A 13,056-nucleotide genomic window follows, 5' to 3' on the forward strand; every position below is an offset into this window, starting at 1 on the left:
CCTCAGGCGGCTTCGCGGTGCCGCGCCGGTTCGACCAACGTCTGAATATGCGGCTGCATGATCCGGGCAACTGCTTCGAAGACAGGTACCGCAACCGAATTGCCGAATTGTTTGTAAGCCTGCGTGTCTGAAACGGGGATACGGAAGTCTTCGGCATAGCCCATGAGACGCGCGCATTCGCGCGGTGTAAGGCGACGAGGATTGCGCGTTTCGCCTTGGCTGACCAGGATCTCCGATCCGTCCTTGAAATAGCGAGCCGAAAGCGTGCGCGCGACGTCGTCCGGCGTCACAAGACCAAAGCCGAACCCATTGCCCGCCGCCTTGTGTTTGGCGGCATAACCCTGGAGGTACTGCCAGAGTTTATCCGTCAGAGTGTATTTGTCATTTACGATTGCGTCTGGACCAAGCGTATAGGGCGCTTCGGCTTCCTCGGATCCGTCTTCGGGATGCAGGATGCTTTTCAGGCGCGCACTTCTTTTGGCAGGAAGCTTCAAGTCCTCCCAGCTAAACAGAACGTCGTCCCGGAAACCGACAATGACAATACGCTCGCGGTGCTGCGGCACGAAATGCTGCGCATCGATCACCTTGTGCCAGACCTTGTAACCCAGTTCCTCGGTCAGCGTCTTTAGGATCACCTGAAAGGTGCGTCCCTTGTCATGGCTGGTCAGATTCTTGACGTTCTCTAGCAGGAAAGCGGATGGGCGTTTCGCTTTCAATATACGGGCGACATCGAAAAACAGCGTCCCCTGAGTTTCGTCCAGAAAGCCGTGCTGGCGGCCAAGAGAATTCTTTTTGGATACACCTGCAATAGAAAACGGCTGGCATGGGAAACCGGCAAGCAGAACGTCATGATCCGGAATCTCGTCGCTGCCGATGGTCGTGATGTCGCCATGCGGCGGGTGGTTATCCCGAAAATTGGCTGCATAGGTCTGCTGCGCAAATTTATTCCATTCCGAAGTGAACACACAATGGCCGCCAATTGCGTCGAAGCCTTTGCGAATGCCGCCGATTCCTGCAAACAGGTCGATAAAGTTGAACCGACTCCCTGTCTGATCCGGAGCGGCTGCGGCCATTGACTGGAGCAGTCGGACTGCTGCCTCTCTAGGAACGCCGTCGTCCGCTTCCCACCGTTGCACCTGACGGGTGCTGTAGCCGGTCATCAGCGCAAGGTCCTCTACGGACAAACCAGCGCGAATACGAAGAGCTGCAAATTCGTTGAGCATACATTCCCTAGGACAATTTGCGACATAGTGTCGCTTTTCATCCCTTTAAGCAAGGCTCTAAGTTAAGAAGTTCTTATTTTGTTCTATTCTGTGATGCAATGTAGCCCTCCTTGCAAGGGGCCAAGTTGCAACAGCGACAAGTTCGTCCAGAAGCTGATTGCCGTAGCATGCGGTTGCGACGACTGGATTTCCGTTAGAATAATCAAAAATTCATCTCCTCCAACCGAACAATCCGCACCACACACCGCGCCGGAATCTCGATCACGCCGCTCAGCATCACGCGCTCCTCGTCGCCGACGATCACCGCCGATCCGGCGAGCACTTTGATGCAATCATCGTCGTGGATCAGGCGGCCGATCGAGAGGCAGGTCTGGACCTTTTCGGGCTCGAAGCTTTCGTAGGAGACCCAGCCGCCATAGGGTTCGCGCGGCTGGATCCATTCGATTTCGACCCTGCGGCCGAAGCGGGCCGCGATGCGGTTGGCTCGGGCGTCGTCGAGCAGGCTCATGGCTCGCCTCCGGCCTGTTGCGCTTCGTGCGCTGAGCGGACGGGCGAATTGTGCGAGGCCGCTGCCCCTCCACCATCGCCTGCGGCGACGGTCCCCCTCCCCACGGCTTCGCCGCAGGGAGGATCGCCTGCCTTCCACGCCGCCCAGCTTTCCTCGCTATAGGCGGCGTTCCATTCGCGTTCGAGTTCGGCGATCGTGCGTTCGATGCGGCGGCGCGCGGTGTCGCGTTCGCGGCCGGTGCCGCCGCCGCTGAGGCTGGTGTCGGCGAGGAAGTCGTGGGGATGCTGGATCACGGGCTGGCGCGCCTGTTGCCAAGCCTCGGCGCGCTCGCGCAGGGTGTGGGCCGCCCTGCGCATGTCGCCGCGGGTGATATGGTTGCTGACGAGGTCGCTTTCGCCGACCTCGCCCTCGATCATATGCTCGGCATAATGGTCGAACCACAGCTCATCCTCTTCGCCGCCTTCGGTCCAGGGGACATGGTCGGCGGGGGGCGGGGCGGGGTTCGACAGGTCGCCGCCCTCGGCCGCCTCCCAATCGACATTGCCCGACCCGGCCGACAGCGGGACGATCATGTCGGGGTGGTGCATGTGCCATTCGTGCTTTTGCGGGTTGGTGTAGGCGTCGGCCTGGCGCACCGCGGCCCAGTCGGTGCCGGGGCCGGTGAGCAGGTCCCATGCGGCGCGCTTGACCGGGTCGTGCGAAATCTTGCGCTGAAAGGCGGTGCGGATGATGCGCAGGCGATCGTCGAGGTCGGTTTCCTGCCGGTTCGCGCGCGCGTTATGTTCGAGCATCGCGGCCTGCCGCTCGGCCTCCCACTCGGCCTGCCATGTCTCGCGCAGGCGGCGGATCGCGTGCGGGACCGCGGTGGCGGGGCCGTCGACGGGGTTGATGCCGGCGCCGAAATTCTCCGGAAAACGGCTCGCGGCGATATGCTGCATCGCGCGAATGTTCGGGCGGCGGCGTTCGAGGATGACGCGGCCTTCCTTCGACAGCGTTTCGGGCACGCCATAGATCGCATATTCCATCAGCAGGTCGGCAACGCGGCGCGCCCCGGCCTCGACCGCGCGGTCCCATGCCGCGGCAAAGCTGCCCGCGTCGTCGCGCTTGCGGAGCTGGTAGAAGGCCGAGGTCGAGTGGCCCGCGACCTTTGCCGCCATGCTGACCGCGCCGGTCGCGGCGAGGTGCGCGATGAAAATGCGTTGTTTCTGGGCGGTGATGCCGGTCCAGCGTTTGGTGCGTTGCTCGACCGGGGTGAAGGCGAGGTCTTCGGACAGATCGTCGGGGTCGATGGCGCCTTCATCGACGAAATCGAGCGGTGCGGGGAGGGGTGGAAGGATTTCCTGCTTCATCGGAATTGCTCCATTGGTTCGTCAGATTATCATAACGAACCATATGGGGATAATGTAGGAAAGCGGAAAATCGGCACCTTTGCCGCACCCAACGCCACCCCGTGTCAGGGTCGGGGCGACGAAGGGGGAGGGAGTGGCGGCGCGGGCGCGCCTACATCTCGATCGTGATGCGGACTTTCGACGGCGTCGTGCCTGCGGCGTGGGCGATTTCGGCGCGCATGCGGGTGACGAGGTCGGAGAGATGGTCGCTGCCCGGCGCGCTGTCGCGGCGGAGCAGTTCGGCGGGGGTCGTGCCGAGGAGCTCCGCGAGCGTCTGAAGCCGCGCGAGCCGCGGGCGCGAACGGCCCTGCTCCCAATAGCAGATCGAGGTCACGGTGACGCCGAGCCGGTCGGCGAGGTCGGTCTTGCTGAACCCCCGGGCCCGGCGGAGGCGTGCGAGCCGGTCGCCGAGCCCTTCGAAGTCGGCGCCATCGGGTGCGGCATCAAGGGGGGCATGAATCATCGACCTGCAATCTTTCAGACTTCTATCTGCAACTTTTACCAAGTTAAGGCGGGGGCGGCTTTCAACATCTCACCGATATCGGGCGGTGAATATACGCAGCCCGGCGAACAGGGGGTGGATTGCGAGCGCGAGGCGGCGGTCCTACCATGGCGCGGCTGGGAGACCGCGATGACCGGAACGGATGAGCAGGCAAAAGGGCGGATCGGGCGGATCGAGGACATCGCGGTGCATTGTGCGCTGAACGACGGCACCGCGGTGTGCCTGCGCACGATTACCCCCGACGATGCGCCGCTGATCCGCGACGGGATCGCGAAACTGTCGGCGGAATCGCGTTACTTGCGCTTTTTCTCGCCGGCGCCGGTGTTGCCCGATGCAGTGGTCGAGCGGCTCGCCGATGTCGACGGGCACGACCATATCGCATGGGGGGCGATCTGCAGCGACTGCCCGGGCCAGCCGCCGATCGGCGCGGTGCATGCGGTGCGGCACCCGCAGGGCGGGCCGGTGGGCGAGTTTTCGATCGCGGTGCTCGACGAATTTCAGGGGCAGGGGCTGGCGCGGATGATGACCGCGGCGCTGCTCGTCCAATGCCGCGCCGAGGGGCTCGACATGCTCGACGTGCATATGCTGTCCGAAAATGCCGCGGCGCGGCGGCTGGTGAAATCGCTGGGCGCGGCGTGGGCGGGCGAGTCGGCGGGGGTCGCCGACTATCGGCTCGATGTCGCCGCGGGGATCGAAGCGCTGCGCGCCGACGGCGATGCGCCGGGGGTGCGCGCGGTGCTGCAAACGCTGGAATCTGCCGGCGGGGATGCGGGCAAGCGCGCGGACTAGTCCCTCCCGCCGCCCTGGGTCGCTGGTGGCGGCGGGAGGGTGGTCCGTGAAGCGGTTCGCTGAAAGCGAGTTCGCGTCCCGTTTCGGGTCATAAGCGCGATTGCGATGCGCCGCGGTGATCGACATCACAGGCTGAAAACCCGGCGCACGACAAAGGGCGCCGGAGTTCGATCCGGCGCCCTTCACCCTGCCCTTTAGGGGAGGCAAGCCCTCGATACTTATTTCTTCGCGGGATCGGCCGGGGCCATCGCGCCGGTTTCCGACGGAGCGATTTCGCCATTGTCGTCCATCGCGTTGGCTTTTTCTTCGCCAGCGGCTTCGACGGCATCAGCTTTGTTTTCCATCGCTTCCTTTGCCGCGCCTTCGGGCATCGCGTCGGCCTGTTCGTCGATCACGTCGGCCTTCGCTTCAGCCTGATCTTCGACCTTGTCGGCGGCGGGGCTCTGGCAAGCGCCGAGCGCGAGGGCCGAGGTAGCAGCGAGGGTAATGAACATCTTGCGCATATTGAGTGACTCCCAAAGTTGACTCGGGGGCTTAACGCCGGGTGAACGCAAGGGTTGCAACAAAATCGTCACGGCGCAGAAATTACGCCGTTTTTTCTTTATAACCGGCGACCGGCGTTCAGTCGCGCGGCTTGACCTTGACCCAAACTTGTACCGTCGCGGCGAATTTGCCGGGGGCGGGCGGGGTGACGTCGATCCGCTCGGCGGTGACGAGTTCGCCGGTTGCGAGCGTGAAACTGGCCCAGGGTTTGGGCATGCGGCCGAACGCCATTTTCTGGATCGGCTGGCCAGTGGCGGTGTTCATGATCGTTGCGGCGATACCCATGGCGCGCCGGTAGCGGTCGCCCCCCGATTCTGTCCAGCCGCCACGGACAAAAAAGAGGGCGCCCGAAGCGCCCTCTTTCATCCCTGGTCCGGTCCCGCGGCTCAGAAGCGCTGTTGGCGCTCGTAGAGGTCGCGGTAGTGCTGGATACGCGTGACGCGCAGCCCCGGCATGCCGCTGCGGTCGATCGACCGCTGCCAGCCGGCAAATTCCTCGAGGGTCAGCCCATAACGTTCGCACACTTCATCGACGGACAAGAGCCCGCCGTTGACCGCCGCGACGACCTCTGCCTTGCGGCGGACGACCCAGCGGGTCGTCGACGGCGGCGGCAGCGAGTCCAACGTCAGCGGTTCACCGAGGGGGCCGATGACCTGTGCGGGCCGGATTTTCTGATTCTCGATCATAGTCATTCCATATTTTCAACGTCGGGGGGGGATTTTTCCGACGCGTTTTGCTCTAAATCAGAGGGACTCAACATCGGCTGAAATCCTCTGGTAAACAGGCCGTTCATAGTTTCGGGCGAGCCGTTCACATCCTCCGACAAATCGAAGAAACGAACGACGCGGGGCGCTTTTTGTTCCGCCGTGCGAGCGGTTCCGCAAAGAATCTGGCGAAGCGCGTTAAGGGCTGCCCTGTGCGCTTCGCGATTCACCTGCGTCCGCGCCAACCGAACGGTCGGCAGCGTCGCCTGACGCGCGCTGGACACGGCCATGATGATGTCGAAGCCGGGCTTCGACAATCGAGTCGCACCGGCGATGCGCGGAAGTTCTGACGGGACGAAGTTCATGAGACTCGTCTAGCGACGACGGCCTAAGGTCGAGTAAATGCCTATTTCACGGCTTGTTAGCGAAGCTTAATCCGCGTCAATATCTTGACAGTTTGCGCGGAAAAGCTGGCTTTTTTGGATATGTATCCCTAGATGCCGCCAACCATGATCGAGACGATTTCTTCCCCCGCCGGCGTTGCGCAGGCCGACTTTCAGCTGCCCATGCCGCTGAAAGACCGGCGAATCGTCGTCGCGATGTCGGGCGGAGTCGATTCGAGCGTCGTCGCCGCGCTCGCTGCCCGATCGGGAGCCGAAGTGATCGGCGTGACGCTCCAGCTCTATGATCATGGCGCCAAGGCGAAGCGCGTCGGCGCCTGCTGCGCCGGGCAGGATATCCGCGACGCACGCGCGGTCGCCGACCGGCTGGGCTTCGCGCATCATGTCTATGACCATGAAAGCCGTTTTCGCGACACGGTGATCGACCAGTTCGCCGACGAGTATCTGAACGGCCGGACGCCGATCCCCTGCGTACGCTGTAATATGGGGGTGAAGTTCACCGACCTGTTCCGGCTCGCCAAGGAACTCGGCGCCGACTGCCTCGCGACGGGGCATTATGTTCGCCGCGTGATGGGGGCGAACGGCGCCGAGTTGCACCGGGCGGTCGATCCGGCGCGCGATCAGAGCTATTTCCTGTTCGCGACGACGCAGGACCAGCTCGACTTTTTGCGTTTCCCGCTGGGCGGACTTGAAAAGAGCGTCGTGCGCGAAATCGCGCGCGACCTTGGCCTCGGCGTTGCGGGCAAGCCCGACAGCCAGGATATCTGTTTCGTGCCCGATGGCGACTATGCGACGCTGGTCCGCAAGCTGCGCCCCGAAGCCGACGATCAGGGCGCGATCGTCCATGTCGACGGGACGGTGCTCGGCGCGCACAAGGGACTCATCCATTATACGGTTGGCCAGCGCCGCGGGATCGAGATCGGCGGGCAGGCCGAGCCGCTCTATGTCGTGCGACTCGATGCCGGGAAGAAAGAAGTCGTCGTCGGTCCGCGGCGCGCGCTCGCGGTGTCGGGCGCGCGGCTGGGCGAGGCGAACTGGCTGGGCGCGGTCGACGGGCGCGATGTGATGGCGAAGGTGCGCAGCATGGCAAAGCCGGTTCCGGCGCGCGTCGCGGGCGACCGCCTGATCTTTGCCGAGGCCGAATATGGCGTCGCGCCGGGACAGGCCGCGGTGCTTTACGACGCGTCGGACAATTCGCGTGTGCTGGGCGGCGGCTGGATCGAAGAAACTTTCGCGGCCGACGCCGGATAAGCCAGCGCAACCATTGACATTCCCGCCTGTTGGTTCAGCCTGAACGACAACAAAGGGGATATTAGGATGATTAACTGGATCTGGCGCGGCGCGGTGCTTCTGTGGGCCGCGTTTTTCACGATTCTGGGTGTGCAGGGCGTGCTGGACCCCGCGACCTTTACCGAGACCTTCGGCATCGGCATCGACGGTGCCGCCGCGAATACGGTGCGCGCGGACCTGTCGGCCTTTTTCCTGGTCGCTGCCGGCGGCGCGGCAATTGGCGCGCTGGTTCCGGGGTGGACACGCGCGCTGCTCGTGCCCGCGGCGCTTTATGGCACCGCTCTGACGGGCCGACTGATCGGGGCGGCGATGGGCGATCTGGTCAATGGCAGCATCGTGCAGGCGATGATCATCGAGGCGCTGACCGTCGCGCTGATGGTTGCAAGCTGGTGGGTGCTGTCGCGGCCGGTGCCGGCGAATGATACCGTGGTAACGCCTGCCGACGCTGCGTAGGCGACGCCAACAGCTGCCGTTTCCGTCCTCAAACTTGTCTTTTTAACCATTTTGTGAGCTATTGCGCGCCGGGTCGCTTCTGTTTTCCTTTGTGGTGGGGAGGAAGCGTGTGGCAAGCGATGAGGACAAAAGGGCAAATTCGGACAGACGGTCGAATGACAGGCGCGTCGCCGAAGATCCCGATTTTAAAGGACCCGATCGTCGCAAAGGCGACCGGCGGACTGGCAAGGATCGCCGGTTGCCCGACTAAGGGCGGCGGCGCGCGGCGACAGGAGAAGAATTTTGACCGAACCGCGCGTGCCGCGCCTGAGCGTCGATATCGTGTCCGACGTGATGTGTCCCTGGTGCATCATCGGCTGGCTGAAGTTCCGGCAGGTGATGGACCATTTTGAAGGCCGGCTGGATTTTCGCGTTCAGTGGCATCCGTTCGAGCTTAATCCCGACATGCCCGCGGAAGGCGAAGATGCGGCAAGCCATGTGATGCGCAAATATGGCATCAGCGCCGAACAGAGCCGCGCGAACAGCGGCAAGATGGCGGGTGTCGCATCCGAGCTGGGTTTTGCCTTTAATCGCGGGCCGGATTTCCGGATGCGCAACAGTTTCGACGCGCATCGCCTGCTGACCTGGGCCGGCGCGCTCGAGGAGCCTGAGCAGGACGGTGCGACCGGGGTGCAGACGGCGCTCAAGCTGGCACTGTTTGCCGCCCATTTTACCGACAATCGCGACGTGAGCGATCATGCCGTGCTCGCCGATGTGGCGGCTTCGGTCGGGCTCGACCGCGACCGGGCCGCCGCAATCCTCGCGTCGGGCGAGTTTGGCGAGATGGTGCGCACCGAGGAAGCTTATTGGACCGATCAGAATATCACCGGCGTCCCGGCGTTCATTCTGGGTGGTCGGATGCTGATCCCGGGCGCGCAGGACCCCGAGGTGTTCATCCGTGTGATCGAGACGAAGATACTGGCGGCGGCCGCCTGAGGAACCGCGCCGGGTGACGGCGCGTTTGCGATCATCCCCTTTTCAAGGAGCTGATCATGGCCGACGATCCTCGCAAACCCGACGCAGACGCGCTCGCCGACGAAGCGCCCGAGGCACGCAATCGCGAGCAGGATGATGAGGAAGCGCAGGCGCAGAGCGTCGCCGAGGCGGCGCGCCATGAACGTCCGCTGGAAGACAGCGACAAGGTGAACAGCGGCGACGACAGCGACGATGTGCAGGATCTGGTCGATCATATGAATCAGATGGAGCGATCGGGCGTGATCGACATGGACGCTTATCGCGGCGAACGCAGTGACGATGACGAGGATGACGAACTCGGCCCGGGCGGGGTCGAGGACGACGAGCCGCGTGGAGCGCCCTGACCGGCTGACTTTCTATTTTCGTTGGCTCGGAAATGGTGCCGCCGCGGGCCTGATTGACGGCGCTTGATTGCCATTGCGGAGCGGCCTGTTCGGATTTTGCTAAACATCCGCGGCTAGGCTGGACGGCATGTCCGGACCCGATTTTCACTATCCGCAACGCCGTACCGGCCGCCGCCGCAAAAAGCCGGCGCGGTCGCGGCGGCAGGTTGGATCGAACCTTTGGCTGGCGCCGATGATGGCTGTTGCCTTCGTGGCGGCGCTCGCGTCGTTTCAGCGCTTTCCGGGCGGATCCGACACCATTTCGGCGCCTGCGGCATCCTTGTTCGCAGGCGCCGAAAGCGCCGCGCACGATTCCCACTCCGCCCGCTTCGCACTTTGTCACAGCGGCGGCGGCGCGAATTGCGTCGTCGATGGCGACACCTTCTGGTTCGCGGGCGATAAATATCGGATCGCCGATATCGACACGCCCGAAACCCACCCCGCGCGCTGCGCCCGGGAGGCCGCGCTCGGCGATGCAGCGACGGGACGGCTTCGCGAATGGCTGAATGCCGGATCCTTCAACCTCGAAAGCGCCGACCGCGACACCGACCATTATGGGCGCAAGCTGCGCATTGTCACGCGCGGCGGAACAAGCGTCGGCTCGGTTCTGATCGCCGAAGGATTGGCGCGACCGTGGGAGGGGCAGCGTCGCCCCTGGTGCCAAGCCTGATTCTAGTCTCGCGGTTCGTCCGCTTCGCCGTCAGGCTCGGTGGTCTCGGCGTCGGCTTCGGTCTCGGCGTCAACATCCGCGATTGCATCCGCCGCGGCCTCCACCGCCTCGGCTGCGCTTTCCGCATCCGATTCGTCGGGAACGGGCGGAAGCCCGCTCTTCAGCGGCGCGTTCGGGCCTGCGATCTGGCGGTCGATGTCGGCGGCGATCAACTGCGCGACCGGATCGTCGCCGAGCGCGCCAAGTTCGTTGCGGCGCGCGGTGAGTGCGGCGATGCGATCCTGGGCGGGCAGCTTGGCCACCGCGATATAAAAGCGCACCGCCTGTAGCCACGGGGCGTCGTCGGTCAGCACATCCTCGGCCCAGCGGCTGAAGGCGCCGCCAGACTGGTGCCATACGCCGTCCTGCCGTTCGAGGAAGAAGAGTATGCGCGACCCGCGCGGAAAGGCATAGCGGGTGCACGCGCCGGCGAGGCTCTGCGGATGCGCGTCCTTCAGTTCGTAAGGATTGCTGAGCTGCATCTCGGCTCCCGTCGCGATCATTGCGGACAGGGCCAGCGGCCCGGACGGGGTGGTACCCTTCAGCGCTTCGACCGGCTCCACGGTGATCATCTGCTCCGGCGTGCTGTCGGGTTCGAAATCGCCGTCGTTGACGGTGCCGAGCAGGATGAGGTCGGCGCGCTCGACAAGTTCCATATTGGTCGGCACGCGGTAGCCCGGCACCACCGAACAGGCGAGGGCGGGGAACGGCGCGGCAAGAAGCGCGACGGCAGCGAGCATGGGGGGCGTGCGCATGCGCCGAACGTAGCGGCGCGGCGGCCCGATGGAAAGCGGCGCGGCTTTCGCCCGGCTCGTCCATGTCTATGGAGCCGACTCGATTTCCGTGCGTATGATAGCCAAGCTCCCCTCCCCGGAGCGGCAAGGAGAATGACCATGGCAGAGCATGACCATAGCGCGATCAAGGAAGACATGAATGTGGTCGGCGCCGACGGCGTCCACATCGGAACCGTCGATCATCTCGAGGGCGAACGCATCAAGCTGACCAAGGCCGACAGCGGCGATGGCAAGCATCATTATCTGCCTGCCGGGCTGGTCGCCGCGGTCGAGGGCGACACGGTCCGCCTGTCGGCGAACGCCGCGAACGCGGTCGATCTGTTCGAAGAGTCCGAATAGGCTTTACGCGATACGAGCGCTTCGGCGCCGAAACTGGCCCGTCCCACGCGTTGGGGCGGGCCAGTTTCATATGGAAGCGGCGGCGGATCGCGAGAGCCCAAAAAGACGGGAGCCGGGTGCACCCGGCTCCCCCCGCGCGGCAAGGTCCCTTTTGCAAAGGGGGCGCCGCGGCTTGTCCTATGTCAGCGCGATTCGACCGCAGCGGTGGTGCGTGCCTGGATTTCGGCGCGCGACAACCTGGTGACGAGGCCGTGGGTCGCGCCTACCGCGCCGTGATAGATGTCGGCGATGGGCACATTATAGAGCTTGCCGCCGCGGATCACGACCGCGGTGTCGGCCTCGACGCTCTGTACCGTGCCGACGCTGTTGCCATTGGTGTCATAGATTTCGGCGCCGGCGCGCACCTGTTCGCGGGTAGCGAGGGTGAGGTTGGCGGTATCGACCGCCTTGCCGACGGTGCCGTCGATATGCCCGACGGTCGCGCCGACCGGATCGGTGAGGCCGTTGACCGCGCCGCCGGCGTCGAGGACGCCGCCCGATCGCACCTTGCCGACGAGGTTGATGCTGGCGCCGCCATCGGCGGTGGCCGGGGCTTGGGCTGGCTGGGCAAGCGCGGGCGCGGCGAAAAGCGCGGGAGCGAGCGTCAGAAGGGCGAGGGTTTTGCGCATGTCAGTCTCCGTTGATGGCACCGGGCGGGGCCGGGGCCCGAACGGGGTGGCGCGGCCGATGCATTGAACGGAAAACGGACGAGATGTCCGCTTGTTGCGCGCCGCCCGCCCGAATGCGGCGGATGGCCGCGTCCGGGCGATAAGCGGCGGGCGGCAGGCGCGCGCCAGCGTCGGCGCCGCGCCACGTCGTCAGACGCCGGCGTTTTGCTCGTCGCGCAGCGCATGCTCACGCTCGCGCTGGCGCGCAATTTTGCGGTCGGCGCTGTTGTAGCGGACGAGGGCGATGCCGGCGATGGCGGCGGCCACCATCAACAGAATAATGCCATAGGCTAAAAGCGTTCGCGTTTCGATGGTCCGGACTCCTGAGGTGTTATGGGATTGAATTCATTGGGGCGGCTCTATTACTGCCGCCGCGCGCGAAGGTTGCATCGGAATGCCGCAGCGGCCGCGCGGCCGGGCGTGGTTATGAGCGCGCGGCGCGGCGAATGCCGTCGGGCGACCGGGCGGTTTTTTGCAGAAGCGTCGCGGGGGCGGCTGGTATGACGCCGCGCCGATGCCTATCTAGGCCGCGATGGAAAGCGGGGATCGGACGATGGTGGTAATCGCACGGCTGCGCGCCGCGCCGCTGATGGCGTGGCACGCGATATGCCTGGTGCTGCTGGTCGCGCTGCTGCGCGCGCTGGAGTGGGGCGGCGATCCGGTCGATGCCGTGCGCAACATGATCTTCGTTCATCCGCTGGTGGTGCTGGGCATCGCCGCGGTGCTGACCGTCTGGGCCTATTGGCTGGGCGTGTGGCGGCGGCGGAAAGCCTATGTGCGCCACGACGGCAGGACGCTCTATCGCGGCGGCGCCGCGGCCTGGCCGCTGATCGCGATCCGCGACGTGACGATCGTGCGCGGCGAACTGGGCGTGAAGGCGCTGCGGCTGGTCGTCGACGACGACAGCGAAGTGACGCGTGAGCTGGTAAAGCTGTATCTGCTGAGCGACCGGCCCGAGGTGGTGCGCGACGCGGTGATGTTCGCGGTGGCGCGCGCGGGCGGCGTGGGGGTTATGGCTTCGGTGCATTGACGCCGGACATAGGACGAGAGGGTGCCGCGCCAAGGCTCGCGGAGGAAGCGCGCCCGGCCCGGCAAGGCGCATGGCGCGTCCGCGCAATGATATTCCAAAGTTCACGAAGGTCACGCTGCGTCCCGGTATAATGATACCCGTCGTCCGGCGAATGCTTTCGGAGCAGCGGCGCCCGATCATCGGAGGCGGGGGCACGGCGGTGCGCGCATCGGGCGATGGGGTGGGGGCGATGGGGCTCATCTGCCAGTTTGGAGCATAGGCGAATAATGTAGGAAAGGG

The 13,056-nt window shown here is 64.7% G+C and carries 19 protein-coding genes; 8 read left to right on the forward strand and 11 right to left on the reverse strand.

Features of this window, described 5'->3' with window-relative positions:
- Window positions 1-2: 2 nt before the first annotated feature.
- From dcm to AC3A43_RS11755, 4 genes are all read right to left on the reverse strand, one after another.
- A complete protein-coding gene (dcm, locus tag AC3A43_RS11740) occupies window positions 3-1,223 on the reverse strand; it encodes a DNA (cytosine-5-)-methyltransferase (RefSeq protein WP_487792714.1) in 1,221 nt (406 codons plus the stop codon).
- 202 nt (window positions 1,224-1,425) lie between these two features.
- Window positions 1,426-1,731, reverse strand: a complete 306-nt coding sequence (locus tag AC3A43_RS11745; protein ID WP_487792715.1) for a hypothetical protein — start codon at window positions 1,729-1,731, stop codon at window positions 1,426-1,428.
- The gene (locus AC3A43_RS11750; protein WP_487792716.1) at window positions 1,728-3,080 is read right to left on the reverse strand and encodes a hypothetical protein; all 1,353 of its coding nucleotides are present in this window, start codon (window positions 3,078-3,080) and stop codon (window positions 1,728-1,730) included. The genes AC3A43_RS11745 and AC3A43_RS11750 overlap by 4 nt, the downstream gene beginning before the upstream one ends.
- Window positions 3,081-3,231: 151 nt before the next feature.
- On the reverse strand, window positions 3,232-3,582 hold the full coding sequence (locus AC3A43_RS11755) for a helix-turn-helix domain-containing protein (protein WP_487792717.1): 351 nt from the start codon (window positions 3,580-3,582) through the stop codon (window positions 3,232-3,234).
- Between the two features lie 168 nt (window positions 3,583-3,750).
- Between AC3A43_RS11755 and AC3A43_RS11760 the strand changes: the two genes are divergently transcribed.
- Window positions 3,751-4,410, forward strand: a complete 660-nt coding sequence (locus tag AC3A43_RS11760) for an N-acetyltransferase family protein (RefSeq protein ID WP_487792718.1) — start codon at window positions 3,751-3,753, stop codon at window positions 4,408-4,410.
- Window positions 4,411-4,628: 218 nt separating this feature from the next.
- Here the strand turns inward: AC3A43_RS11760 and AC3A43_RS11765 are convergent, their stop codons facing one another.
- From AC3A43_RS11765 to AC3A43_RS11780, 4 genes are all read right to left on the reverse strand, one after another.
- Window positions 4,629-4,913, reverse strand: coding sequence for a hypothetical protein (locus AC3A43_RS11765; RefSeq protein WP_487792719.1), 285 nt, complete (start codon window positions 4,911-4,913; stop codon window positions 4,629-4,631).
- Window positions 4,914-5,031: 118 nt separating this feature from the next.
- Window positions 5,032-5,238, reverse strand: coding sequence for a hypothetical protein (locus AC3A43_RS11770; RefSeq protein ID WP_487792720.1), 207 nt, complete (start codon window positions 5,236-5,238; stop codon window positions 5,032-5,034).
- Between the two features lie 101 nt (window positions 5,239-5,339).
- Complete coding sequence (gene sciP, locus AC3A43_RS11775; protein WP_487792721.1) at window positions 5,340-5,639, reverse strand: CtrA inhibitor SciP; 300 nt, start codon at window positions 5,637-5,639, stop codon at window positions 5,340-5,342.
- Window positions 5,640-5,641: 2 nt separating this feature from the next.
- A complete protein-coding gene (locus AC3A43_RS11780; RefSeq protein ID WP_487792722.1) occupies window positions 5,642-6,022 on the reverse strand; it encodes a hypothetical protein in 381 nt (126 codons plus the stop codon).
- 144 nt (window positions 6,023-6,166) lie between these two features.
- On the opposite strand from AC3A43_RS11780, the gene mnmA reads away from it, so the two are divergent.
- The 5 genes from mnmA to AC3A43_RS11805 all read left to right on the forward strand — a co-directional run bounded on the left by mnmA (window position 6,167) and on the right by AC3A43_RS11805 (window position 9,868).
- Entirely contained in the window at window positions 6,167-7,309 is a 1,143-nt protein-coding gene (gene mnmA / locus AC3A43_RS11785) for a tRNA 2-thiouridine(34) synthase MnmA (RefSeq protein WP_487792723.1), read from the forward strand.
- 66 nt (window positions 7,310-7,375) lie between these two features.
- Window positions 7,376-7,801, forward strand: coding sequence for a hypothetical protein (locus AC3A43_RS11790; protein ID WP_487792724.1), 426 nt, complete (start codon window positions 7,376-7,378; stop codon window positions 7,799-7,801).
- 282 nt (window positions 7,802-8,083) lie between these two features.
- Window positions 8,084-8,776, forward strand: a complete 693-nt coding sequence (locus AC3A43_RS11795) for a DsbA family oxidoreductase (protein WP_487792725.1) — start codon at window positions 8,084-8,086, stop codon at window positions 8,774-8,776.
- Between the two features lie 56 nt (window positions 8,777-8,832).
- Complete coding sequence (locus tag AC3A43_RS11800) at window positions 8,833-9,159, forward strand: hypothetical protein (RefSeq protein WP_487792726.1); 327 nt, start codon at window positions 8,833-8,835, stop codon at window positions 9,157-9,159.
- 127 nt (window positions 9,160-9,286) lie between these two features.
- Window positions 9,287-9,868 carry a thermonuclease family protein gene (locus AC3A43_RS11805; RefSeq protein ID WP_487792727.1) on the forward strand — a complete coding sequence of 194 codons (582 nt, stop codon included), beginning with the start codon at window positions 9,287-9,289 and terminating at the stop codon, window positions 9,866-9,868.
- A gap of 2 nt (window positions 9,869-9,870) precedes the next feature.
- On the opposite strand, the gene AC3A43_RS11810 is transcribed toward AC3A43_RS11805, so the two are convergent.
- Window positions 9,871-10,662 carry a hypothetical protein gene (locus AC3A43_RS11810; protein ID WP_487792728.1) on the reverse strand — a complete coding sequence of 264 codons (792 nt, stop codon included), beginning with the start codon at window positions 10,660-10,662 and terminating at the stop codon, window positions 9,871-9,873.
- Window positions 10,663-10,800: 138 nt separating this feature from the next.
- On the opposite strand from AC3A43_RS11810, the gene AC3A43_RS11815 reads away from it, so the two are divergent.
- Entirely contained in the window at window positions 10,801-11,040 is a 240-nt protein-coding gene (locus AC3A43_RS11815; RefSeq protein ID WP_487792729.1) for a DUF2171 domain-containing protein, read from the forward strand.
- A 182-nt stretch (window positions 11,041-11,222) separates the two neighbouring features.
- Here AC3A43_RS11815 and AC3A43_RS11820 read toward each other — a convergent pair whose 3' ends face one another.
- A complete protein-coding gene (locus tag AC3A43_RS11820; RefSeq protein WP_487792730.1) occupies window positions 11,223-11,708 on the reverse strand; it encodes a hypothetical protein in 486 nt (161 codons plus the stop codon).
- Window positions 11,709-11,897: 189 nt separating this feature from the next.
- Window positions 11,898-12,020 (reverse strand): hypothetical protein, encoded by a 123-nt coding sequence (locus tag AC3A43_RS11825; protein ID WP_487792731.1) that lies wholly within the window; start codon window positions 12,018-12,020, stop codon window positions 11,898-11,900.
- Between the two features lie 280 nt (window positions 12,021-12,300).
- Here AC3A43_RS11825 and AC3A43_RS11830 point away from each other — a divergent pair, with 280 nt between their 5' ends.
- Window positions 12,301-12,777, forward strand: a complete 477-nt coding sequence (locus AC3A43_RS11830) for a hypothetical protein (protein WP_487792732.1) — start codon at window positions 12,301-12,303, stop codon at window positions 12,775-12,777.
- Window positions 12,778-13,056 lie beyond the last annotated feature (279 nt).

This window comes from Sphingopyxis sp. Soil_C_28, from assembly GCF_057657055.1.